The sequence below is a fragment of the Peredibacter sp. HCB2-198 genome (assembly GCF_045999315.1).
GTDB lineage: Bacteria > Bdellovibrionota > Bacteriovoracia > Bacteriovoracales > Bacteriovoracaceae > Peredibacter.
In genome coordinates, this window is record NZ_CP174607.1 from 295273 (window position 1) to 318922 (window position 23650).

Sequence of the window (23650 nt, forward strand, 5' to 3'; positions counted from 1 at the left end):
CTTGAGAACCACTTAGACCTAATAGACGACAGATCCGGGTGGGAACAAGGTACAAAATATACGACTGAGGACCATTTATCATCATCATAGGGTCTTTGTAAATAGCGCGTTATGAATCTAAAGAAAAACCTACCCTTTTAGAATGATATCAAGATCTTGCCTCTTAAGTTTGTATGTCGAATTTACAACATTTTTATTGATCGCCATCCAAAATCACTTACTATTTATTTTAATGAAACTCATTTGGATTAACTTTCTTGCGATCATAATCGCCATCACATCAGTGGTGGTCGATTTACCTGCCGTTGAATTTAATTCAGAACAACTTTCGGGTATCCATCAAGCATCGTCATGGCAAAGTGATTCACTCAGAAACTCAGAACTGAGACACTCAGAACGCACAGTTCACATTGCTCAAGACTTCATTCCTATAGTTCTTATTGCTGAATCTGTAGGGTCTTCTGCAGAATTTATTCACTACCTTCCCATCTATAGCTTAGCTCGGCAAAAAGAGTACTTCCTTTTGATTTAGAAATTCTCATTTAGAATTTAAGTAACTGAAATCAAGGAAGATTTATGCAATTAAGTTCACTTGATGTAGCCGTTGTTGTGGCCTACATCGTTCTGATCTTTTCCATTGCTGTTGGTGCGAATGTATTCATGAAGAAACATTCCCTGGCAAAAAGAAAAGGCGGATTAAAAGCAATCGAGAATCACTATCTCGCAGGAAGAAGTATTACTTTCTGGGAAGCGACCCTTTCGATTATTGCGACTGAATTTTCCGCAATGGCATTCTTGATTATTCCGACCTACGTTTACTTTGATAACATGAATTACCTCAAATTTGTGATCGGCGCTTGTTTGAGTCGATCATTCATCTCCTGGTATTTCATTCCCAAAATTTACGGAAAAGGTCTGACGATTTTTGAGGCCCTTGCTCGGGGGATTCATGGTTACAGCGATATTCGACAAGAAGGTCAAACAGGCAAAAGAACCTTTGCCTTCTTTTATATTTTTACAAAACTCGTTGGGGTAAGTGTAAAGCTCCTCGGCGGTTCAATTCTTATTTCCGAATTCTTTGGTATTTCTGTTTTCATGGCGATGGTCATGATTTCACTCATGACTTATCTCTACATCATGCTCGGCGGTCTGAAAGCGGTTGTTCGAACTGATATGCTTCAAGCAACTATTTTCATCCTTGGTGGTTTCATGGCCCACTATGTAGTGGGAAAAATGAGTAACCTCACTTGGGGAGAACTTGCGGCCTTCGGTCTGGAAAACGGTAAATTCAACCTCTGGACCACTGGTGGAAGTTTTATCAGTTTCATCTACGGCATTATTGCCGGTGCCGCTTATGATGCCGCCACTCACGGAGTGGATCAGGATCTGACTCAAAAATTTCTCGGGGCCAAAGACGTCAAGACCGCCCAACAAGCGCTTGCCTGGTCTTCGGTGGGTTCTCTGCTGGTAAACTTAGTGTTTTTGTCTCTAGGTGTGATCATTTGGTCTTACTACACAAAACACGGACAATCAGTTCCACATCCTGAAAAGATTTTCTCTTACCTCATTGAGAATTACTTCCCTACTCCGGTGAAGGGTCTCATGGTGGCGAGTATTCTTGCAGCAAGTATGTCGACTTTGGATTCATCCATCAACGCCATGAGTGCGGTGTTCTGGAACGACCTAATGGGTGGTGAGAAATCGAAAATGTTCAGAGTGTACATCAATCTGGATAATTTCATTATCACTGTGGCCATTATTATTGTCGCGCATCTTGTCTCACTGATCCCTGGGGCCATCAAAATCGGCATGCATTTCGCCTACCTGTCTACAGCGCCTCTTCTGGCATTCTTTATATGTCGGATGATGCTCTCGAAATATATTAAGATGTCTTACTCATCTACCCTGATCATTTTGAGTATTTTCACAAGTTTCCTAGGAATGGGGCTAAACCACTTCCGTTTTGGATTCAATCCTCAACTTACCATTCTCGTGGGAGTGGTAACGAGCGTTGTTTTCATGTGGATCTATTCAAAACTGATCGATTTTTCAAATACACCAAAAGAGAACACATATGAGTAGAAAACTTCAATTTCATCTTAAATCAGATGATCGAATAAAATCGGGAGAACGCTTCCGAGACCAACTAAAATTAATGGCCAAGCCCGAGACCGGTTTTATTAAGGCCATTGTTATCAATACACTCGCAGTAAGTATGTTAAGTCTTGGCGTCCCACTTGCCATTCAAGTGATCATCAACAACATCGGTGTAAGAACAATGACCCAACCACTCGTGGTTCTTTGCTTACTACTTCTTTTTATTTTGTCTTGTAGTGGAACGCTTCAGACCATTCAAACCTATACGGTAGAGATTCTTCAACGAAGACTTTTTGTTCGTTATGGTTTGATTATTTCAGAACGCCTGACCTGGTACCAGGACAAGTATTTTAAAGAAGCGAACTCTCCGGATCTGATTAACCGCTACTTTGACATCATGATCATGCAATCAAGCATGGTGACCTTTTTTGTGAGTGGTTTCGGTTTTATTATCCAGTTTCTGATTGGCTTCTCTCTTCTTGCTTTCTATCACCCTTACTTCCTGGGCTTTGCTGGCTTTATGGCCCAGTTCCTTTTCATCAACTGGATGTTATTCGGACCTGATGGAGTGAAGGCAGGATCACCAGAGGCAGATGGAAAATATGAAGTTGTCAGCTGGGTGGAAGAGCTCTCACGTGTTCGAAACATTTTCTCCTCTGATAATGGCAAGGACTTTTCCAATAGTAAGATGACTCATCTATTCAACCGCTGGTTGGAAGTAAGAAATAATCTTTTCAACTTTCAATTCCGCCAACACATAGGTCTCCAAATTTTTGGCGTAGTGATGAACATACTACTTTTAGGAATGGGCGGCTTTCTCGTCCTTAAAGGTGAACTATCCGCCGGTCAGTTGGTGGCGGCGGCTCTCGTGGTGAATAGTATTATTGCCAGTCTGCCAAACCTTCAGAACTTTTTCTTTAGTGTTTACAACTACTCTACTGCCTTGGATATGACTGCCCGTTTTTATGATTATCCACTGGAACAAGTTAAGGATGATGTTCAAACTCCAAAGAGTTATGACTTCTCATTTGAGGGCCTTAAATTTGAGCCAAATTATGAGTTCAACTTTGGCTACAAAGAGGGAACTAAGAATTTGATCCTGGTGAAAAGCTTTTCTTCAATTCAACTTTTCTATGAGGCCCTGATGGGATTCTCAGAACACAGAGAAGGAAAAATCAAATTTGATAATCTTCTCGTTGATGATGTTGATATCGGAGAGGTCAGAAACCACATCATGATCATCCGTCATGATCAGTTCTTTGCTGGTACTGTAAGAGAAAATTTAATCGGGCTTGGGAACAAAAAATTTACCACTACCGAAATTGAAGAAGTCCTGGCACTCGTAGGTCTAACGGAGAACATCGCAAAACTCCCACAAGGGATTGATACACCTATTCGTCCGAACGGTTTCCCTTTTTCGAAGTCTCAGCTTCTGGCCATCCAAGTTGCTCGTGCTCTCTTGCTTAGACCTAAAATTCTTCTTGTCACACCTGATTTCGAGCAGATTTCAAGTTACAAACGTAAGCTGGTTTATAAGGAACTCCTGGACAAAAAATATCCATGGACTCTCCTCTTTTTTACCCAGCGTTTCTATAAAGGTGACTTCGATCGCTATACTGTTTTTGAAAGGTCCTCAATGAGAGACATCAAGGGCGAAAGCGAGCTTCTGAAGGAGATTGAAAACAATGGCTAAGTTAGAAAAGAAAAATACAGATCCGGTCTCGGCCTACGCCAACATCCCGGACACGTATCAGGAGACTTATGCTGAAACTCCTAAAAAAATGCTTCAGCTTCATGATTTGCCCGAATCAGCAAAACTTATTACTCGTTTAGTGGTTGTTTTCTTTCTGTTCATGATGGTGTTTTTGATTGCCATTCCTTGGCAGCAGACTTCAGATGGTTCAGGAAAAGTGATGGCCTATCTTCCTCAGGATCGCGTTCAGAACATCCACGCCACTGTTACCGGTCGTATTAAAAAGTGGTTTGTGAAAGAAGGTTCATTTGTAAAACAAGGTGATCCAGTCATGGAACTGGTGGACATCGATCCAAACTACATGGCCCGATTAAAAGTGGAATTTGAAGCGGCAAAAAGCCAATACGAAGCGGCCCAAGCGGTGGTAAAGACCGCGAAGTTCGATTATGACCGTCAGACAGATCTTTACAATAAAGGCATCAGCTCACGTAAGGACATGGAACAAGCGATCATCGCTTATAAGACAGCACAATCTGAAGAGGCCCAGGCCCTAGCAAACTTCACTCAAATGCAGTCACGCTTCTCGAGACAAGAGTCACAATTGGTACTCGCACCAACAGACGGAACAATCGTCAGACTCCTCGTTGGTACGAGCTCTGTTGTTGTCAATCAGGGACAAGTGGTCGCGATTTTCGTTCCAAAAAGTAGTCAACTTTCGGCCCACATTTTCATTCGCGGTAATGATCTTCCTCTGGTCTATGAAGGAAGAAAGGTCCGCCTTCAGTTTGAAGGTTGGCCCGCCATTCAGTTCTCAGGCTGGCCGTCAGTTGCCGTTGGTACATTCGGTGGAGTTGTGAGTTTTGTAGATCAGACCGCGACACCAGAGGGTCTATTCCGAGTCATTGTTCTTCCAGAAAAGAATGAAAAATGGCCGGAGTCACGCTTCATCCGCCAGGGGACTCGAGTTAATGGATGGATTCTACTTAATAACGTGGCACTTGGTTATGAACTATGGAGACAGTTTAACGGCTTCCCTCCTTCTCTCGATGCGGCCCCAAGTGCACTTGAGACATCGACCCAAGAGATTCCGGAGTAAGAGCATGAAGTATCTTTTTTTCTTTTTAATGAGCATGCCGGTCTATGGGGCCATCTCTCCGGCCTTGGTTAAAGACAGCGCTTTGAAATATCACCCAACCGTCATCGCGGCCCTGGAAAAAATGCGTGCAGGAGAAGAGGCCGTGAGAGGTGCGCGAGGTGCTTTTGATACCAGAGTTGTTTCTGATTATAAGAGACAAACCAAACATGATTGGAACAGCACTGTATCTCGTACCTTTCTTGAAAAACCTCTGAGAGTTGCTAACTCAAAGATCTACGCGGGTTCTGAGCAAATCAGTAATGCCAACGGTAAATTTTCTCCGGTCTACAATACCGGAAACCCGGTATCAACTGGCCAAGTGGGAAATTATTCAGTTCTCGGTTTGAAGTTATCATTGTGGAAAAATCTTTTACTCGACCCTGATCGCGCCAGATTTAAAAATGCGAAGTTCGACGCAAAAATGGCCAGGGCCGAGAAAACATTAACCGATCTCGACATTGGAAGATTAGGCCAACTTGCCTACTGGGAATGGGTCACTGCCAACAAGGTAAAGAATGTTTACGAGGAACTTCTCAAGAATGGTGAAACTCGAAATGAGTACCTACTTGATCGAAATGCCAAGGGTGATATTGCCAAAATTATTGTGACTGAGAATGAGCAATACGTAGCAAATCGCAAGGGTTCACTTCAGTCCGCTAAAGAACGTCTGCTTCGGGCCGAGTTTGCTCTCTCGCTTTTTTATCGAGATGAAAATGGCGAGCCCATCATTCCGAGTTCTACTGAAGTTTATGAGGACTATCCCAGCAAGCTTGCCACTCTCATGGAGAATCTTGACCTCAATTCCAGTATCGACGAACTCATGAACAAGCGCCCAGATTTGAAAAATCTCGCCTTGAGGGTCGAGAAGTCTGATGTTGATTTGGAACTTGCCCGGCAGGATCTCAAACCTCAGATCGATGTTACAACTGAGTACTTTCAAAGAACGGAGGCCAATATCACCATGCCTCGCGATTATTTGATGGTGATGGCCCAAATCAATGTTCCGATTGAACGAAATTTAGGGAATGGTAACATTGCTGCCGCTCGCGCTCGTAAAATGGTGGCCCAAAGTGAAATGAAACTCGGGCAACAATCGTATAAGTTTGAAGTGATGGCCCTAAGACAATCTCTTCATCTACGTCTGGAACAAGTGGCCCAATCTGAAATTGAATTCTCAAAAGCAAAAGAACTAGTGGCCTCAGAGACCTACAAATTTAAGTCAGGTGGAGGGAACTTGTATTTGGTGAACTTAAGAGAAGAAGCTCAAGCAAATGCAGAGGCCTCTTTTCATGAATCACGGCTTGCTTTTATGGACACATTGTTAAGCTATCAAGCTTTGGTGAGTACAGCAGAGTAAAAAAAAGGCCCTCGTTTGAGGGCCTTTTTATTTTGGCTTACTTAATTTGATAAGAGATCCAAGCTCCGGCCCAGAACGACTGATCCGAGAAAGGAACGTCATTCACGAAGGCACCTACGTATGGGAAAATGTTGAACTTCGGAGTGATATCTTTTGAATATCCAACAAACACGTTCTGCCAGTAATCCTTGAACACCGGCTGCTTATCGTTAAGAGATTTCCAACGACGGTCGTTCTCTTGCATAACTTCGTAATAAACCTGAAGACGTGAAGTATCGTCGATAGTGTATTGAACGAATGGAGCAACATAAATACGCATACGAGTATAGTTATAGCGATCATCGAAGACCCAGTTACGGAATTGACCGAAGATACCTAGCTGCCACGTTTTATTGAAGTCGTAAGTAGGAAGATAACCAAGCTCAACTTGATGAGTAGTAGAACCTAGGCCACGGTTGGCCGAGTTACGAGAAGCACGGCTCACCGGCATACGCATACCCGGACGGATCCAAAGGTTGAATTTTTTATCAGTCGATGAGTAAACCACACCTTGAAAACCCACAAGGAAATCTTCTAGTTCAATAAAAGATCTGTCCTCTGGAGCTTTCATATCAGTTGGAGAAGCAAGTGGAGTCATGAAACGTGGGTTAACCACGAAATTCATTCTCGCCCCGAAGTTAAAGTTGAAACTGATTTGATGCCATAGGTTGGTCGGCCATGTATCTTGGTTCTTCTTTTCACCACTTGGAGCCTGACCCCATTCAGGTGAAATCGCAGCGTTTCTCCACTGACCTTTGCCCATATCACGGAAAGTAGGAGTCGTTAAAACTCCGAAGTAGCCGATACGAAGACGGTCCGAGAACTTTTTGAAACTCGTTTTTTCTACGACCTCTGTAGTTGAGATGACAGAAGTCTGCTTGTTTTGTGCCGAGGCAACAGAGACCATCAGGACAAAAAATGAGAGCCCAAAGAGAAAAGAACTTTTCATAGTGACGTTGCCTTCCTTACAATCATTAAATTTTTTTCAATAACTTCGATTCTAAGCAAATTTGTCTAGAATCTCAAAGTATATTCGATTCGTCTCATGTAGATTAAGGTATGACAATAATAATTTTTCGTGGTGCAAAATTGGCACCGGGGGATGTTAGATGAGCAGTGAAAAGCAACAAATTCTTACTTCGTTTTTTCAGTCACTGGAGAAGATGGAATCAGATGACATGATGGCCTTAGTTGAAAAACATCTTAAGGATGAAGACGTTGAAATCTTCGTTCAGCACATTGAAACTTTCTACGGAATCACTGACGACGAAGAACTAGGAATGCTGGCACAACTTATGGTGACAGGTTATCTAGCTGCGAAACACGAACAAAGTTTGAAAACCACTCTCAACTAAGAATTGAGATCAAACTGAATTTGAATCCAGAAGCGGCGCATAGCCGCTAGTTCCTGAAGATAGAACCAGGTTGTTTGTAGAGATGAAACATCATTGGTTTGCTTCGAAAGAATCCTGAAGAGATCAGTCATCGTATCGGTGATGACGCCAAATTCAAAAACATCTTTTAACTCTTCCAGAATGAACTCTTCGCAATCATTAAATTGAACGCGATTAGTTTCATTCTGGATGTTCATTTCAATTCCAGCAGAAGTCACTAAAGATTCAAGAGATTGGAAGTTTCTAATAGCGAGTTCTCGGTCACCTAAAGGCCCAAGCTTAATGATATCTTCAGATGCAACCGACATCGTGAACGAAATTTGGAAACCTTTCTGCTTTTTGGTCAGCCACCAGCTGAAGCCAGGATCAGAAATGTTGCACATCATCTCTTCACGCATTGGGAATCTGCGATTGTGAATCTGATCATGAATGATTTCGGCCTGAGACGATTCTTCAACCATGAAGAACTTTAGACGATGGGCCAAATCTTCTATCCCACCCTCTAAAAGGCGCAGGCTTGGATAGTTTTCAGGTCTTTCCAAAATTTGGATGTAATCTTCGCGGATGTTCTGAGACACAAATGTGCGAACCACGAACACCGAAGTTGCTTTTTGAACGTGATAAATTAGTCCCGGGCCTTCCGGAAACTCATTATTTTCTTCCTGCGGAATCTCTTCCTGAGAATAACCTTCCATGTCTTCGATCGACATGGGCTCCATCATTTCTCGGCCTTCGCCGAAATTTGAATCAAAGTGCTTAAATGTCTCGTTCACTAAAAGTTCGATCTCATCCATGAAGACCTCACAGTATGTACATTAGTATTTGAATTAAAATAATGATGATCATTGGAGAAGGATCAAGTGGAATGTCCTTCGGAAGCATCTCACGAATGGGTCTCTGAGGAGCGTCTGCAATTTTATGCAGGACCTGGGCCCATTGTTGACGACGAACATCTGGAAAGTAACTCAAGATGACATCGGCAATAATGATGTAAATGAAAAGCTGTAATAAATAATGAATCATTACTTAACATTTTGAAGTGAAGAGAGAGGAATGAAAAGAAAAAAGATGAGAGAGTTTTTCTCTCTCATCTTCGTTATTCGAATTTGTAGTTTGCCATGATCGAAGCAATGGCGAAGAGAACAAGAGATGCGAAGTACGCAGGTCTTCCATATTTTGGAAAACGACGAGCGATCATCGCTCCGCCAATACCGATGATGAACCAGATTGCCATCTTCACTTTGATCCAAAGGGGCCATCCGCCAGTGTGGCCAATACCCATGCGGGCCATAAGTCCCATACCACCCACAAGAGTGAAAAGAGTCGCAATACCGGTCAAAATCTTAATGTGTCGGGCGCTCCCGCCATAAAAACTAATCGCAAGTCCTGTGAACAGGATAACGATCGAAGTTAGGTGGATAATTTTATAATTTTCGTAAGTGATCACAGCTTCTCCTCTTAAAGGGCCTTCAATACTTCTTTAAATAATTTCCAAAAAGTCTCAACCGATGGAATGTGCACTCTTTCCTGTGGTGAGTGAGCACCCATGATCGTAGGTCCAAATGAGACGGCATCAATTGGGCCAATTTTGTCTCTTAAAATACCACATTCAAGACCTGCATGAATCGCCGTTACTTTGGCCTTTTTCTGAAACAAGGCCTGGTATTTATCGGCCACCAGGTCCAAAAGTTTGTTCTCGCGCACTGGTTTCCAGCTCGGGTACTCACCGTTCTTTGAAAACTCGAGACCAAAACCATGGGCAAGGGCCTGAACTTGGTTTTCTAGACCCACACACTCTCCACGATCGAAGAATCGAAGTGAACTTTGAAGGTAGAATTGACCACGAACCATGAGGGAAATTGCAAGATTGTTACTAAGCGAAACTAGTTCTTTGTTGCTGGCCAGATCATAAGCATGAGCACCGTGAGGGAAGGCCACCAGAAACCCTTGAAGAAGTTTCAGGTCTTGAGCATCAACCACTTCAGTGATCATTTCAACTTCCTCTACTTTCGTAAAGAAACTACGATCATTTTCCGGCATGAATGACCGCCAACGGGCCTCAACTTTTTTTGCCACTTCTTCTGCAGTTTTCGAGTCCTTCAGAACCACCAATGCAAAAGCATCACGTGGGATAATATTGTGGGCCTTACCACCTCTCCACTCTGAAAGTTCAAATGAACCTTCCGGCATTGAAGTGATCCAATCCATCAAAAACTTAATGGCATTTCCTCTTTGCTCGTGGATATCCACACCTGAGTGGCCACCAAGGAATCCACCAACAGTTAGTTTGTAGCTTTTCCCTTTAAGTTTAGTTGGAACCATTTTCACAGTTTTCTTAAACTCGTAATCAATCCCGCCAGCGCAACCAATATAAAGACTGCCCCACTCTTCTGTATCGAGGTTCAGCATCTTCTTTCCTTTAAGGAAATTCGCGTCCACTCCCCAAGCGCCTTTAAGGCCCGTCTCCTCATCAATCGTGAAAAGCAGTTCCAGCGGCGGATGAGAAACAGTTTTGTCATACATAAGAGCGAGAGCGGCGGCACATCCGATGCCGTTATCGGCACCAAGAGTTGTGCGATCGGCTTTGATCCAATCTCCATCTCTGAAAGTGACAATCGGATCTTGAGCGAAGTTAATGTTTCGATCAGGAGTAGCGTCCGTCACCATGTCCATGTGGTTTTGAATGATCACGGTTTCGTGATTTTCATAACCAGGAGTTGCCGGAACATAAACGATTACGTTCCCCACTTCATCGGTATGAGTTTTAAGTTTTAATGTTTCCGCTTCTTTTAAAATGAACTCACGAAACTTATCTTCCTTGCGAGAAGGTCTAGGTAATTGATTGATGGTATGGAAAAGACTCCAAAGGGCCTTGGGTTCGGCCGGAAAATGCTCTGGGATATACATGGTTGACCTCATGTTAAGTCAGTAATTTTTATAGTCTTTTACCCCCAGCTTCCCCCTTTGTCAGCTGTGAGAATTGACAATCTGCCCAAGCAATTTTAAAAGGAAGCATTTTATAAGTACTTATTTGGAGGTTTCCATGAAACTTAAGACTCTTGTTGTAGCTTCACTCATGGCCCTATTTACAAGTTCTGCTTTCGCTCAATGGTTTCCTGGAATCGTTCAGGTTTCAGTTCTTCCGGGCCAAGTAGCTTTTGTCGTTTCTAACCCGCACCCGCAACCAATTATTTGTAGTGGCCAAGTTTACGGTCAGACTGTTTATGGACAAGTCTTTACGACTTTCTTCCTTGAGCAAGTTCTTCCGATCGGTGGCTACCGTTATGCTTACGTGAACGCAGTTCCTTATGCTCCATTCGCTCGCGGATGGGCAAACATCAACTGTCGCTTCGCTGGTTGGTGGTAATTTTTAAAATAAGATAGAAATGAAATGGGTCGCACGACATGCGACCCCAGAAAAACAAAAGCCCTCGGAAGAGGGCTTTTTTTTAGTTTAGACCTTTATCGAGAACGATATCGTCCGCAGTCCCACTGTAGTAATAAACGAAATTGTAACCAGCTTCTGCTAGATCATTCGCGGCCTTCGCCGGAGCATCGTCGCCTTTCTGAAGGCTATAAACCACTACGTTTTGGTTTTTATTTGGGAATTTTGAAGAAAATTCGCTCTTAAAATTCGAACTATAAGTAATGTGCTCAACGTCCTTATATTGAACCGGAGTACGGTCTTGAGGAAGAAGATCGACGAAAACAAAGTTAAGACGGTCTTCAAGACGTTGTTTAAAAGCTTCGCGAGGAATTTCGTATTTCATAAGTACCCTTCATTGACAGTTTTGGACCCTTCAAAGATACTGCGAACTCACCAAAAAGTTTAGATTTTTTTCTGCAATGAGGCCGCGTCAATATGGACCAAAAAGTGAACTTTCTCCCTGTCAGTTCGCACCTAAATTGGGACGAATACTTCATGTTTCAGGCCATGATGGCTTCTTTTAAGAGCAAGGACCCGAACACAAAGGTCGGATGTGTCTTTGTGGACGATAATAACCATCAGCTATCCATGGGTTACAATGGTCAAATCGCCGGAATCGATGAAACAAAACTCCCTTGGGGAAATGTAAAATCCGTCCCACTTGATCAACAAAAATATGCCTATGTCGTGCACTCGGAAGCAAACGCCATCCTCCACGCCAAGGCAGACCTCGCAAACTCTCGCTGTTATGTGACTCTTTTCCCCTGCCATGAGTGCGCGAAAATGATCGCCACCGTAAAAGTAAAAGAAGTGATTTATCTTTCGGACAAATATCAGGACACGGTGGAGAACGCCATCGCCAAAAAAATCTTTGATATGTCCGGAGTAAAATACCGTGAAATGACCATTCGTAAGGACATCGTGACTGATCTCTTTAAGTATTTCGAGTCAGTTATTCCTTAAATAAGAACAAATCCTCACCTATCTTCATGGGCCCGGTTAAATGCACGAGCTGGGCCAGATATTCAAACGAACTTTGATTAAAAAACTGAACGTGAGTGATGTCCCGTTTATAAAACCAGTTCTTAAATTCCGGCGGCGCTGGATAAGTTTTTGTCTTCACAAAAATATGGCCCGATGGATTTAAAAGTCCACGCAGATTGATCATCACTTCACGAGGCGAGTTCAAATGTTCAATCACCTCGGACAAAATAATAAAATCGTACTTTTTCTGCCAAATGGTTTGATCCGGATGGTAGTAGAGATCAAAAGAATCGACCTCAAATCCAGCTTTCTCAAACATACTTCCTAACATTTTGGTGGCCCCACAACCAAAGTCGAGCCCTCTTCCACTGCTTAATAAGTGCGGAAGAATTTCCTGAGAAATTTTTAAGAGATAGTTGTGATATCCCGGATCTTGATCAGAATTTTGATGGGAATCGTAGCGCTTTTTCTCTTCACTGGATGAAATCAAGGATTCGCGAGGAACAAAAACTAATCCACATTGATCACAAAGATAGTATGAACGAAGCTTGTCCTGATCAAAGATCGTGCTGCTTTGATGCTGGCACAACGGACAGGTCATTCTTTTTTATCACTGGCCTTGATCCAGGCCGTAACTGAAAGTTTCAGGGCCTGATCAACCGGCATGTCCACTTTCTTCACTTTTTCACGCTCAATTAAAATCGTTATCCCACCCAGCATGTAGCTCAGAGGAATATAAACTGAAATAAGTGTTGAACCAGGAAGTTCTTCCGATAAATCTTCGCGGGTCACAAGACCGAGAACGTCTACGCCCATGGCCGGCATAGGAACAAGTACCACTCGTTGCGGTTTATTTTTATCAGAACGGCCGGGAATAAGGGCCATCAAATCTTTTAAAGGATTGTAGATCACTTTAATCAGCGGCACTTTTTCCATGGTATTGGTTAACCATGAAAAGAACTGGCCCGTGATGTAGTTGTTGACCAGAAGACCAACTAAGAAAATCAGAGCAACTGTTACAACAATACCAAGTCCAGGAATATACAGCCATTGTCCGAGTAAATACTCAAGGGTCGATCCAAAAATCGACTCCACTTTTTCAATTGCCCAGAAAAGGAGATAAAAAGTCAGGGTAATCGGAAGAAGAACAATGAGGCCTTTAAAAAAAATCTGATTTAGGTATTTCATGGAAGAAGCATTTTCCGCTATTCTGTGTTTACCAAAGAATAGCATAGGCGCGCTCAATGAGCAAAACGGCATCTGTCTCCACCAAAGAACATGTTCGATCCTCGTTTAGAGATGCCACCTTCACGAGCCTCAACATCGGCATGTGCGAGAGTTATTTCTGTGCTTACATGCTGGCCCTGGGAATCCCCGGAGTCATTGCAGGACTTGGAACTGTCATTCCTCAATTTATCGGCGTCATCTTTCAGCTCTTTTCTATTAGAAGTTTCTTCACACGCTTCTCTTTAAAGAAAAGACTTCTCTTATTTTTGATTCTCCAGGCCCTTTCGATGGTTCCTTTGATTGTCGCCGGGATATTTAAAATAGATTCACCGATTTTCATCATCAGTATGCTGGGAATCTACTGGGCCTGCCTACTTTCACTGAATCCGCCCTGGAACCGACTCATGGGTCACACCATTCCGGCCCGGTTTAGATTAAGATTTTTTTCTATCAGAAGTCAGTTTTCTCAATTTTCAGTGTTCATAGGACTCATCAGCAGTGGTCTTCTTCTTTACTGGGCCAAGGACCAGAACCTAGAGCTGCCATTTTATGTTGGCATCTTCACCATTGGTTTTGGTTTGAAGTGCCTTTCATGGTTTCAAATCAAACACCACCATATTGATTACACCTTGAAGCCCGGATCGGAGCCGCGACTTAGACTTCGCGACTTCTTAAAGCGCCTTCACCAAACCGATCAGGGCAAGCTCATCACCTTTTTGTTTCTTTTTTACGTTTCCGTGCACTTTGCGGCCCCTTACTTCAACCCGTTCATGTTGAAGCGCCTCCAATTTAACTTATCTGGAGTACATGGCCATCACATCTATTTCCTATTTTGGTCGGGTCCTGATGTACCGGATCCTGCAAAAGAAGGCAAAGGCCCGCCATGTAGATAAAATTCTTCTGCTTTCAACGATTGGAATCTCCACATCGCCGCTTTTGTGGGCACTTTCACAGAACTACTGGTGGATTGCGGGGGTTGAGTTCATGTCAGGATGTTATTGGGCAGGGTTTGAACTCTCCACCATCCTCCTTTATTTCCAAAAGATTGATGACCGGGAACGGACCAGTGTAATTACGTACATTGCCCTCCTCAACACCTCCGGGATGTTCCTTGGATCTTTGCTTGGGGCGAGTTTCATGAAACTTTTGCCGCCGGGCCAGGATCAGTACCTCACCTTGTTTGCCACCGCGACCTTGTTAAGAATCGGCCTCGTGGTCTTTGCTCCACAGATAAATTTCAAGGGCCAGATACCAAAAATTATCGCCTCAAGAAGAGTACTGAATGTGATGGTTCCATCAGGGCTTTTATCGCGACCGTTGCTGGAAAAATCGAAGAAGAAAAAGAAGTGATTAAAGAGTGATTTTCAGAGGGAAAAAGGCAAAAAAAAAGCCACCCGAAGGTGGCTTTTAGCAAGTCGAATTACTTCTTCTTAGCTGCTTTTTTTGTAGCTTTTTTTGCTACTTTTTTTGTTGCTTTCTTAGCTACTTTCTTAGTTGCTTTTTTTGTAGCTTTTTTTGCTGCTTTCTTAGCCATAATTTCCTCCCAGGAAATAGTTGGTTAACATTAATTGACCTTTCTTATTTAAAGCTTAATCAGATTTTTTACTTAACGCAAATAAAAAATACAAATTTTATTCAACCACTACTTTTTTTTATTCAATTGATGGGTGCTGATGCTTCTTTTGACGGCCTTCATGCACTTCAATTGTTGTTTCAATTGTTATGCATGAAGGATCGGAAGGATTGATTTAGATATTTAGGAAAAAATGAAATCGAGTTCATCGTTTTTCACTTCAACGATGACCTTGCCACCTTTTTCGAGCTTACCAAAAAGGATCTCATGGGCCAAAGGCTTCTTGATTTTCTCATTGATAAGACGAGCAATTGGTCTTGCTCCAAGCTTATCATCATAACCATTCTTCGATAGCCAAGCCTTGGCATTTTCAGAGACTTCTAGCTCTACTTTTTTCTCCACCAACTGGTTCTCAAGCTCCATCAAGAACTTCGTAACCACCATCTCAATGTTCTTATTATCAAGCTTGTTGAAGGTGATGACGGCATCCAGACGGTTTCTGAACTCTGGCGTGAAATAATTTTTGATGGCCTGGTCGCGCTTAGAGGAATTTATTTCCCCATCGCTCATTACTTTGGCACCTAGACCGATTGATCCGGCCTCCATTTCTTTGGCGCCAGCATTTGATGTCATAATCAGGATCACATTTCGGAAGTCTGAGGTGCGGCCATTGGAATCAGTAAGCGATCCATGGTCCATAACTTGCAATAAGATGTTGAAAACATCGGGATGGGCCTTCTCGATCTCATCCAAAAGCAGCACTGAGTATGGGGTCTTGTTAATGGCATCGGTTAAAACACCACCCTGCTCAAAGCCCACATATCCTGGAGGGGCCCCGATTAATTTAGAGACCGTATGTTTTTCCATGAACTCGGACATATCAATGCGGACAAAATTAATGCCCATAATATGTGCCAGTTGTTTCGCCAGTTCGGTCTTACCAACACCAGTTGGACCGGTGAAAAGGAAGCTCGCGATCGGCTTGTCGATATTTCCAAGGCCCGAACGAGATAGGATGATGGCGTTTGAGACCTTATCAACGGCCTGATCTTGACCATAGATCATCATTTTGAGGTCACGTTCAAGATAACGAAGTTTCTCTTTCTCATTCATCGAAATAGATTTCTGCGGAATACGCGCGATCTTCGAAATGATAAATTCAATGTCTTGCAGATTAACCTCAGAACCTGAGCCACGATCCGGTTTTAAACGGATATAGGCGCCGACTTCGTCGATCACATCAATGGCCTTATCAGGAAGTTTTCTGTCCGAAACGTGCTTATGTGACAACTCAACCGCTGCGCGGATGACTTGTTCAGGGTATCTTACCTGATGGTGCTCCTCAAATTTAGACTTCAATCCAGTTAAAATTTGAACAGAGTCTTCAATTGAAGGTTCAAGCACATCAATTTTTTGGAATCGACGGTTCAAGGCCTGATCTTTCTCAAAATATTTGCGGTATTCATCAAAGGTAGTCGATCCCATACAACGAATCTGACCTTTTGAAAGGGCCGGCTTTAACAAGTTTGAAGCATCTAAGCTTCCACCGGAAGTGGCACCTGCACCGATAATGGTATGAATTTCATCAATAAACAGGATCGAGCCGGATTCTTCATTTTGTTTTTCAAGGGCCTGAAGGACCAACTTTAAGCGCTCTTCAAAGTCCCCACGGAACTTAGTTCCCGCAAGTAGTGAGGCCATATCAAGTGCGTAAACAGTTGTATTAGCGAGAGCACTTGGCACTTTATTTTCAACAATCGCTTTGGCGAGACCTTCAGCAATGGCCGTTTTACCCACGCCTGAGTCCCCTACTAGGATCGGATTATTTTTACGACGTCGGCAAAGAATCTGAATGATTCGCTGGATTTCATCTTCACGCCCAATAATAGGATCAATCTTACCTTGGCGGGCAAGATTATTCAGGTTGGTCGTGAACTCATTCAGGGCCTTCTCATACTTTTCTTCTTTTCGGAAGGTTTCACCTGGAGCTTCGATGGTCGACTCTTCCTGTGAATTCATCGGACGATCTGATGAATGGGCGATTTTTTCCACCACATCAATACGGGTCACACCCTGACGTTCAAGAAAATAGGTCGCATGAGATTCTTTTTCACTGAACATCGCCACTAAAAGGTTAATCGCCTGAATTGATTTCTTACCAGAGCTTTGAATATGGATCGCCGCACGTTGGATCACGCGCTGAAGGCTTAAAGAAATCTCAGGTTGATAAAGAATTCCGTTCTCTTTGGCGATGTCGCGAAGCTGTTCATTACCAAACTGCTTGCGGTTTAATTCCTGAATCTCTTCTTCACTTAATAAAGAGAAGTTTGAATCTTCATCAAGGAATCCTGAAAGATCTTTTTTAAGGTCGCCAAGATTGGCACCGCAATCTACTAGTATTTCAATTACCGTCTCATCTTCAAGCATTGAGAGGAGCACATTTTCAAGGGTCAAGAACTCGTGCTTCTTTTCGTTGGCCCGGCGGATGGCCCGGTTTAATATTTGTTCTAACTTTTGGCTAATCATATAATTTTTCCTCTCACTATCATTATACTAGAAGATGGTGGCAGTTGGGAAAATGGCAAGGTAATGTAAGGAACTTTAATTAAGAATCACAAGGCTCAGTACTGCACTTTAATGGGTGACCATTTTCTCGGGCATACTTAGTTACTTTGGCAACTTTTGACTCGGCAACTTCGAAAGTATAGATTCCGCAGATGGCGAATCCGCGGGTATGAACTTCAAGCATGATTGCCTGAGCTTCATTTGAACTCTTACTGAAATATTTTTGCAGCACAAGAATCACGAATTCCATAGTGGTATAGTCATCATTATGCATGAGGACTTTATACTTACGAGGCGCCTGCAGCTTTTCTTTTTTAGCTGTTGCAACGCCGGACTGTTCATCTTTTTCAGTTTCTGAAGACATAGGTATTCATCAGTTGTTAATATTAGGAGGATGCACCAAATCCTCATGAAAGGCAATACTGTGACAGCTGATCCAACCGCACTAAAAAATCGTCTCACAAAAAATGTGAAAAAATTAAAGTCTTATCTTAATAAAAACCAAATTGAAGCGTATCGCTTATATAATAAAGACATCCCGGAATATCCCTACTTGATCGACGTTTATGGCAAAGAGGCCGTGATTTATGAGCAGGGAAAAAAATTAAACGAAGAAGAACAATCCATTCGGGAATCTCACCAACGTGATATCGAAATCGCCATTGAAGATGTTCTAAAGATCCCGAAAGAATCTCAGCATTTTAAAATCCGTGAAAAACAAAAAGGTAAAGAACAATACCAATCCCTAGATGCAAAATCTCAGGATTTTTTTGAAGTTCAAGAGCCACCATTCAAATTCCTAGTAAACCTGGAGCGCTATCTGGATACCGGTCTATTTTTGGACCACCGTCCTCTTCGCCAGTATCTTTTTAACAATTCAAAAGACAAAAGAGTTTTAAATCTTTTTTGTTATACAGGTTCGCTAAGTGTTGCCGCCGCCAAGGGTGGAGGAAAAGTGACATCTATTGATATGTCGAATACGTATCTGGATTGGGCCTACGAAAATTTCCTCATCAACAATATTAATCCCAAAGAACATGTTTTCTATCAGGCCGATGTTTTAAAAGAACTCATTGTTCGCAAAGAGAAAGGCGAACTTTTTGATATTATCGTCCTGGATCCGCCAAGTTTTTCTAACTCAAAGAGAATGGAAGATGATTTAGATATCGAAAGAGACCATCCAATTCTAATTAGAGATACTATGCAACTTTTGGCCCCTGGAGGAACTCTCTTCTTTTCTACCAACAAGAGGAAGTTCGAGCTTCACAGAATCATCACGGACCACTATAAAGTAAAAGAAATCTCACAGTGGACCATTCCTCAGGACTTCCATCAAAGTCACATTCATCGCGCTTTTACGATTGAACGCTTTTAACAACTAAGAAAAACTAATAATAGTTATTAGTCGTGCTTATTCAAAATACTTATCAAGGGGCCTCGTGCCCCTTAGAAACCTGTAATAAATACCCAAATTTTCAGTACATTGGCCTAAAGCCCCGTAAAATTTTCCAGATTTTGACAAAATATTGACCTTGCGTTTCAAAACCTGATACAAGTACCAAAATTTTTTCTGGTTCATGCGGATGAATCACTAATTGGAATCAAATTAGGGGGCAAATATGAAAAAGCTATTATTACTCGCGACAGTGGCCGTCTCTACGTCTCTAATGGCCGCTCCGAACATCCCGGAAAGCCAACAGCTTGGCTCAATCGAAATTCACGAAATTTCTTCTGAACAATTCAAAAAGTTTAACGGCGCAGGCATTCCCGCTGGCCTTAATAACCCAGGTCCAATTCCTGGTGGTTTCATTGGCGGTGGTATCAACGGTGGCTTCACTGGTGGTGATCCTAACCAACCTCAAAACGGTGGCAACAACGGTCAAGGTGGTTACAACGGCGGTGGATATACTGGCGGTGGTTACTATAACGGTTCAGGAGACAGAATTGAAACTGCAGGTCGCGTGATTCAGACTGCTCGTGACTTCGTTGCTCTTGGTGAAGCAATTTACGAACTAGTTCAGAAAGGTAAACCTAAGAACCAAACTGAATACGCCCCAATCAGCGTGGTTCCTCGTGATCCAATGACAAAAGAATACGTTGATGTATTCGATCTTGAAGGCTTCTCAATGCCGGTTGAAAAGAACTACGTGGCAAACATCAAAAACAAAGCTGGTGCCCAGGCAGTAACTTTCACTTATAAAGTTATGTACTCTTACGGCGGTTCTTATAACGGTGCTGGTAAGTACTTAACAAACGTTATCATCATCCCTGGTTCTGTTAAGACTTCATACGGTTGGGACTTCAACGCTACAATGAAACTTTCTGGTATGATGAACCACGGAACAAGAGCTGAACCAGTTGCAGGTATCATGGTTACTCTTAAGTATCAGATGAACTCTTGGTCTGCTGCTTATGAGCGTAACGATACAATCCACATCACTGGTAACGGTGAGCTTAAGAGCTTCCTTGGTCAATAAGATCTAAAAAATTTGATTCAAATAATAAGGCCACCTTCCCCAGGTGGCCTTTTTATTTTTAGCTTAAAAAAGAACGTCGAATTTTAAAAGGTTTAATCTCGCTTGAGTGGCACTATCTAAACCAGCATCCTTGGCATCATCATCAAAAGAGTAAGCAGTGACCTCAATTGAAGGCGTATAAGCGAAGTTTGCAATTCCCCAAGAAGCAAAACTCAATCTCTTACCAAACTCAACTTTAAAAGCTGAATAACTAGAATCAGAGTCCTCGTCAGCAACTCCAGTTTCTTTGGTTTCGCTTTCAATAGAGCCCACTAATAAAGTTCCTTCAATGAACCATGATTCAAATAGGTTTTCATTGAAGTTATAGCCAAGAGAAATACCGGCAAATACTTCGCTTGCTTCAGTTTCTATTTTAGTTCCGTCTTGGAATTTAGATTCAGAAGTTTCACGAGAAACTCCCAACTCTCCACCCAGCATAAATCTTGTTGGAAAAACATAGCTATAGTTTAGCAGAAGCTTACTTTCAGTTGATTCCTGATCTTTTAATTGATTTTTATCTTTATCAATGTCAAAAACCGTCGCTGTTCCGGCCCAACCAAGACCATCAACACCAAACGAAACAATGTGTTTAGGTTGTTCAGCGGCAAATGCAGATGTAACAGAAAGAACGGCCAGAACAGGCACTAACTTTTTCATCAAGATAACTCCTTCAAAATGGTTAAACTAAAATTTTGAAGGATAAAGAAATTTTAATCAACGATTCCAATCTAAATTAAATTATTCTTAAAAATAAAACATCACTCTTAAACCCAGGTCTTGAACACCATCTATGAGATAAGTCTGTTGATAAGCACCTACTCCGAATTTTCTCTCCGAATAACGAATCTCATTAAAGAAGCGAGAATCGTCCCAAGGATAAGCCCGCCATTCAAGAGCGCTCTGAAATTTCAAGCTATCGGTGAAATCAAAAATAAATCCGGCATCTGCTCCGTAGGCGAATTTGCCTTGATGATATTTCTCACTCACATAGGAGGCCTCACCATGGGCGAGCACATAAGGAGAAATAAAAGAAAATTGTGAGCTAATTCCGTATCCTGCTTGCATACCTTGAGTGGACAGATCCATCTGATCTCGACGAGATTGCCATTGGCCAAGTTTTACTTTCCAAGAAGAGACCTTATTGAAAATGTCCCATTTACCTAAAGTCACGACATCTATGAAAGAAAAATCTCGCAGCTGGTGATTGTAACCGTCCGTTCGATAGATGGCCTTTACCACTTCCATTTTCGTTGCGGGTGGATAACCAATGCTGTTGTCCAAATAATCATGGAAAGCAAAGCGCCACTCGAAATCCGCTAAGGTTTTCCCCTCCTGATTTACACCGGTGATCATGAGCCTTTTTTGACCATGACCAAGATGAGGTGGAGATTTCAATTTATCCGAATAATCCAGCTCTTGGCTTCTGACAGGAATCTTAGATCGAGCAACAAGTAAAGGTCTCTTAATACCTTGTGCCTTCTCTTCACCCTTCAAAATTTCCTTGGCAAATTTATAGTCCACCAGACTGATGGCCGTATCATAAATAAGAGCTTTCTTCACTGGATCGGCCTCAACCACTTCTTTGTGATCATAAACCAAATCAGTGACTGATTGACGTTCACTCTTCTTTAAAAGATTTAACTGGTGGTAAAACTGAGTACTTGAAGACGCTCTGAAGGTGATCTTCTTGACCAATTTTTCGGCCTCTAAGGCCTTTAATGTTTCAGATGGAATTGTATAGAGTCGAGGCATATGCCTATGAAGTTTCAAAGATGGTCTGGCCGCCTCTAGAATACTGAGAACGTGATAAGAACAGTTCTCAGTTAAAAAATAATAATCAAATCGAGTGTGCCCTAGCTCCCAAATATGATCTACCATGAGATCAATCTCATCTTGGGTCAGATCTAGCTGATAACTCCAAAGATCTCGAGTTTCAAAATCGTTATACTCGCGGACCTTATAATAATAAGGGATCGCATTGTAATTTCCTGAAAAGAAACCGGTCAATCCACCGATGGCGAAAAGCACTGGATTTGCATCTCCAGTGAGTGCTCCATAGTTGATTCCAGTGTCCAATAATTCTGTTGAAGAAGAGTCCTGATTTCTTTCACTGTAAGACTGTTTTCCCAGACGGATGAATGTATGCCCGAAGCTCGAGCCTGGATTGTTGAGATAATATGAGGAAAAGACCACAGAAACCGATTTGGCCGCCAAACGATTTACAAAGGTTTCATACTCCTTACATTCAACAATCGGCTCAGGAATAGACCTATGTTTTTTGAGCCATCTGACTCGTGCCGGAAAACGACAAAAAACATTCTTCTTAGGATCAGAATCTTGAGACTCCACGCTCTTAATCAAGGCCTGAAGTTCTTTTTCAGGATTATATTTACCTTCGGTACTAGCAAAAAAGCTTTGGTCATCGGCCTCGGATTCATAACCGAAAAGCGTTTCCCGGTAATCACCTAAGCGGAGCCATTGAGGATCTTGCCAATTTTGAGCAAGAGCGTGCAGGGAGCAAAAAAAAAGGACACCCGTGAGGGTGCCCTTTTTTAAAAAAGACTTATAGAGCATGAGTACAAGTAGAATTCAGAGAAGCTGAATCTTCAATCACTTTATTCACGTTAACCATAACATGAGTAGCATTTTCTTTTGCTGGAGTGATCATCTCGTAGTTAGATTTCATTTCAGTTGCAAAAGCATCTGTATCACAACCGTAGAATTTTGAAAGTGTGTTCAGAGTATCGCCCTGACCTTTCGCCATATCTGTAACTAGTGAAGCATAATTTGCTTCGATGTAGTTCTTAATCATTGCTGTTTGTTCAGAAGCAGTTACACAGTTTGATGTTCCTGAAGAGATACCGAAAGTTTGAGTTCCTGAAGTGCCGTTTGTAGTAGCAGCTAGAATCTGGTTACCTTCTTTGCCCATCATTTGAGAACCCCAGCCGCAACCGGCCATACCATATGGTTTTGCAGCAAGTGCGACTGAACTCATAAGAATTGCAGAAATTACAAGAATGAATTTCATATATCTTTGTCCTTAAATTATAGTTTACAGTTTTCAACAAGGTAACGATCAGAAGTTACAGTGTTGTACATATTGTCAGAAACTTTTATGTCTTCCTTTGAATCGAAAATTGACTCGTAACGAGACTGAAGTTTTGAACCAAGATAAGCTGAATCTTTACAGCCCATGATGTTTGACATGGTAACGATCGTTTCGCCGTTTGATTTAGCGATGTCGTTTGCTAAAGCTTCGCGGTTAGCGGCAATGAACTTATCCATGTTCTTCTTCACTTCGGCAGAGGTCGCAGATTTTTCTTGAACACAGTTTGAAGTTCCAGATGACATACCAAAAGTATTGTTACCGTATGTGCTGTTAGTTGTAGCAGCAAGAATTTGACCGCCGCGACTCTCAGATTCACCAAACAATACAGAACCTAATCCACAACCCGCCATTCCGTAATAACCAGCATCGGCCTTATCAACAGCAGAGCCAATTAGACCTTTGTTCTTTTTAGTTGTTTGTGCCTTTTTTGTTTGGGCAACCGCAGACATCGACACGCACAACGCGATACCGATTACGAGTAATCGTTTCAAAACTTCCTCCTTGAAGGTAAATAATCTGTACATAAAAGCTTAA

26 protein-coding genes are annotated in these 23650 nt (G+C 42.2%); 12 read left to right on the forward strand and 14 right to left on the reverse strand.

The features are described 5' to 3' along the window. Nucleotides 1-232 precede the first annotated feature (232 nt). The 5 genes from ACJVC5_RS01565 to ACJVC5_RS01585 are packed head-to-tail and all read left to right on the forward strand — an operon-like array spanning nucleotide 233 to nucleotide 6282. Nucleotides 233-532: a hypothetical protein gene (locus ACJVC5_RS01565; protein WP_408097627.1), complete on the forward strand. Its 300-nt coding sequence runs from the start codon at nucleotides 233-235 to the stop codon at nucleotides 530-532. Between the two features lie 44 nt (nucleotides 533-576). Further along, nucleotides 577-2082, forward strand: a complete 1506-nt coding sequence (locus ACJVC5_RS01570; RefSeq protein WP_408097628.1) for a sodium:solute symporter family transporter — start codon at nucleotides 577-579, stop codon at nucleotides 2080-2082. Continuing rightward, the gene (locus ACJVC5_RS01575; protein ID WP_408097629.1) at nucleotides 2075-3790 is read left to right on the forward strand and encodes a hypothetical protein; all 1716 of its coding nucleotides are present in this window, start codon (nucleotides 2075-2077) and stop codon (nucleotides 3788-3790) included. The genes ACJVC5_RS01570 and ACJVC5_RS01575 overlap by 8 nt, the downstream gene beginning before the upstream one ends. Next, nucleotides 3783-4886, forward strand: coding sequence for an efflux RND transporter periplasmic adaptor subunit (locus tag ACJVC5_RS01580; RefSeq protein WP_408097630.1), 1104 nt, complete (start codon nucleotides 3783-3785; stop codon nucleotides 4884-4886). The genes ACJVC5_RS01575 and ACJVC5_RS01580 overlap by 8 nt, the downstream gene beginning before the upstream one ends. Nucleotides 4887-4890: 4 nt before the next feature. Next, nucleotides 4891-6282 carry a TolC family protein gene (locus ACJVC5_RS01585; protein ID WP_408097631.1) on the forward strand — a complete coding sequence of 464 codons (1392 nt, stop codon included), beginning with the start codon at nucleotides 4891-4893 and terminating at the stop codon, nucleotides 6280-6282. A 37-nt stretch (nucleotides 6283-6319) separates the two neighbouring features. On the opposite strand, the gene ACJVC5_RS01590 is transcribed toward ACJVC5_RS01585, so the two are convergent. Continuing rightward, complete coding sequence (locus ACJVC5_RS01590; protein WP_408097632.1) at nucleotides 6320-7270, reverse strand: hypothetical protein; 951 nt, start codon at nucleotides 7268-7270, stop codon at nucleotides 6320-6322. A 160-nt stretch (nucleotides 7271-7430) separates the two neighbouring features. Here ACJVC5_RS01590 and ACJVC5_RS01595 point away from each other — a divergent pair, with 160 nt between their 5' ends. Beyond that, nucleotides 7431-7676, forward strand: coding sequence for a hypothetical protein (locus tag ACJVC5_RS01595; RefSeq protein WP_408097633.1), 246 nt, complete (start codon nucleotides 7431-7433; stop codon nucleotides 7674-7676). On the opposite strand, the gene ACJVC5_RS01600 is transcribed toward ACJVC5_RS01595, so the two are convergent. The 4 genes from ACJVC5_RS01600 to pepD form a co-directional block, all read right to left on the reverse strand. Beyond that, nucleotides 7673-8509 carry a hypothetical protein gene (locus ACJVC5_RS01600; protein WP_408097634.1) on the reverse strand — a complete coding sequence of 279 codons (837 nt, stop codon included), beginning with the start codon at nucleotides 8507-8509 and terminating at the stop codon, nucleotides 7673-7675. The genes ACJVC5_RS01595 and ACJVC5_RS01600 overlap by 4 nt on opposite strands. Nucleotides 8510-8516: 7 nt before the next feature. Beyond that, complete coding sequence (locus tag ACJVC5_RS01605) at nucleotides 8517-8738, reverse strand: YggT family protein (RefSeq protein WP_408097635.1); 222 nt, start codon at nucleotides 8736-8738, stop codon at nucleotides 8517-8519. A gap of 73 nt (nucleotides 8739-8811) precedes the next feature. Next, nucleotides 8812-9162 (reverse strand): hypothetical protein, encoded by a 351-nt coding sequence (locus ACJVC5_RS01610; RefSeq protein ID WP_408097636.1) that lies wholly within the window; start codon nucleotides 9160-9162, stop codon nucleotides 8812-8814. A gap of 11 nt (nucleotides 9163-9173) precedes the next feature. Continuing rightward, nucleotides 9174-10622, reverse strand: a complete 1449-nt coding sequence (pepD, locus tag ACJVC5_RS01615) for a beta-Ala-His dipeptidase (protein WP_408097637.1) — start codon at nucleotides 10620-10622, stop codon at nucleotides 9174-9176. 136 nt (nucleotides 10623-10758) lie between these two features. Here pepD and ACJVC5_RS01620 point away from each other — a divergent pair, with 136 nt between their 5' ends. Further along, on the forward strand, nucleotides 10759-11082 hold the full coding sequence (locus ACJVC5_RS01620; RefSeq protein WP_408097638.1) for a hypothetical protein: 324 nt from the start codon (nucleotides 10759-10761) through the stop codon (nucleotides 11080-11082). Nucleotides 11083-11164: 82 nt separating this feature from the next. Here ACJVC5_RS01620 and ACJVC5_RS01625 read toward each other — a convergent pair whose 3' ends face one another. Then, on the reverse strand, nucleotides 11165-11485 hold the full coding sequence (locus tag ACJVC5_RS01625) for a rhodanese-like domain-containing protein (protein ID WP_408097639.1): 321 nt from the start codon (nucleotides 11483-11485) through the stop codon (nucleotides 11165-11167). 92 nt (nucleotides 11486-11577) lie between these two features. On the opposite strand from ACJVC5_RS01625, the gene ACJVC5_RS01630 reads away from it, so the two are divergent. After that, nucleotides 11578-12105 (forward strand): deoxycytidylate deaminase, encoded by a 528-nt coding sequence (locus ACJVC5_RS01630; protein ID WP_408097640.1) that lies wholly within the window; start codon nucleotides 11578-11580, stop codon nucleotides 12103-12105. Here ACJVC5_RS01630 and ACJVC5_RS01635 read toward each other — a convergent pair. Together ACJVC5_RS01635 and ACJVC5_RS01640 are read right to left on the reverse strand one after the other, a co-directional pair. Then, the gene (locus tag ACJVC5_RS01635) at nucleotides 12095-12727 is read right to left on the reverse strand and encodes a class I SAM-dependent methyltransferase (RefSeq protein ID WP_408097641.1); all 633 of its coding nucleotides are present in this window, start codon (nucleotides 12725-12727) and stop codon (nucleotides 12095-12097) included. The two genes, ACJVC5_RS01630 and ACJVC5_RS01635, sit on opposite strands and share 11 nt — an antisense overlap. After that, nucleotides 12724-13314, reverse strand: coding sequence for a DUF502 domain-containing protein (locus tag ACJVC5_RS01640; RefSeq protein ID WP_408097642.1), 591 nt, complete (start codon nucleotides 13312-13314; stop codon nucleotides 12724-12726). The genes ACJVC5_RS01635 and ACJVC5_RS01640 overlap by 4 nt, the downstream gene beginning before the upstream one ends. A 56-nt stretch (nucleotides 13315-13370) precedes the next feature. Between ACJVC5_RS01640 and ACJVC5_RS01645 the strand changes: the two genes are divergently transcribed. Further along, on the forward strand, nucleotides 13371-14246 hold the full coding sequence (locus ACJVC5_RS01645; protein ID WP_408097643.1) for a hypothetical protein: 876 nt from the start codon (nucleotides 13371-13373) through the stop codon (nucleotides 14244-14246). Then, nucleotides 14161-14703 carry a hypothetical protein gene (locus tag ACJVC5_RS01650; RefSeq protein WP_408097644.1) on the forward strand — a complete coding sequence of 181 codons (543 nt, stop codon included), beginning with the start codon at nucleotides 14161-14163 and terminating at the stop codon, nucleotides 14701-14703. The genes ACJVC5_RS01645 and ACJVC5_RS01650 overlap by 86 nt, the downstream gene beginning before the upstream one ends. A 406-nt stretch (nucleotides 14704-15109) precedes the next feature. Here ACJVC5_RS01650 and clpA read toward each other — a convergent pair whose 3' ends face one another. Together clpA and clpS are read right to left on the reverse strand one after the other, a co-directional pair. Then, a complete protein-coding gene (gene clpA, locus ACJVC5_RS01655; protein WP_408097645.1) occupies nucleotides 15110-17452 on the reverse strand; it encodes an ATP-dependent Clp protease ATP-binding subunit ClpA in 2343 nt (780 codons plus the stop codon). A 79-nt stretch (nucleotides 17453-17531) separates the two neighbouring features. Beyond that, nucleotides 17532-17855 (reverse strand): ATP-dependent Clp protease adapter ClpS, encoded by a 324-nt coding sequence (gene clpS, locus ACJVC5_RS01660; RefSeq protein WP_408097646.1) that lies wholly within the window; start codon nucleotides 17853-17855, stop codon nucleotides 17532-17534. A gap of 30 nt (nucleotides 17856-17885) precedes the next feature. Here clpS and ACJVC5_RS01665 point away from each other — a divergent pair, with 30 nt between their 5' ends. Together ACJVC5_RS01665 and ACJVC5_RS01670 are read left to right on the forward strand one after the other, a co-directional pair. Beyond that, complete coding sequence (locus ACJVC5_RS01665) at nucleotides 17886-18866, forward strand: class I SAM-dependent methyltransferase (RefSeq protein ID WP_408097647.1); 981 nt, start codon at nucleotides 17886-17888, stop codon at nucleotides 18864-18866. A 244-nt stretch (nucleotides 18867-19110) separates the two neighbouring features. Further along, nucleotides 19111-19968, forward strand: a complete 858-nt coding sequence (locus ACJVC5_RS01670) for a hypothetical protein (protein WP_408097648.1) — start codon at nucleotides 19111-19113, stop codon at nucleotides 19966-19968. 63 nt (nucleotides 19969-20031) lie between these two features. Here ACJVC5_RS01670 and ACJVC5_RS01675 read toward each other — a convergent pair whose 3' ends face one another. From ACJVC5_RS01675 to ACJVC5_RS01690, 4 genes are all read right to left on the reverse strand, one after another. Beyond that, nucleotides 20032-20664, reverse strand: coding sequence for a hypothetical protein (locus tag ACJVC5_RS01675; protein ID WP_408097649.1), 633 nt, complete (start codon nucleotides 20662-20664; stop codon nucleotides 20032-20034). An 87-nt stretch (nucleotides 20665-20751) separates the two neighbouring features. Then, entirely contained in the window at nucleotides 20752-22581 is a 1830-nt protein-coding gene (locus ACJVC5_RS01680) for a DUF4105 domain-containing protein (RefSeq protein WP_408097650.1), read from the reverse strand. Continuing rightward, nucleotides 22571-23035 carry a DUF3015 family protein gene (locus tag ACJVC5_RS01685; RefSeq protein WP_408097651.1) on the reverse strand — a complete coding sequence of 155 codons (465 nt, stop codon included), beginning with the start codon at nucleotides 23033-23035 and terminating at the stop codon, nucleotides 22571-22573. The genes ACJVC5_RS01680 and ACJVC5_RS01685 overlap by 11 nt, the downstream gene beginning before the upstream one ends. Before the next feature lie 17 nt (nucleotides 23036-23052). Further along, entirely contained in the window at nucleotides 23053-23607 is a 555-nt protein-coding gene (locus ACJVC5_RS01690; RefSeq protein ID WP_408097652.1) for a DUF3015 family protein, read from the reverse strand. Nucleotides 23608-23650: the final 43 nt, after the last annotated feature.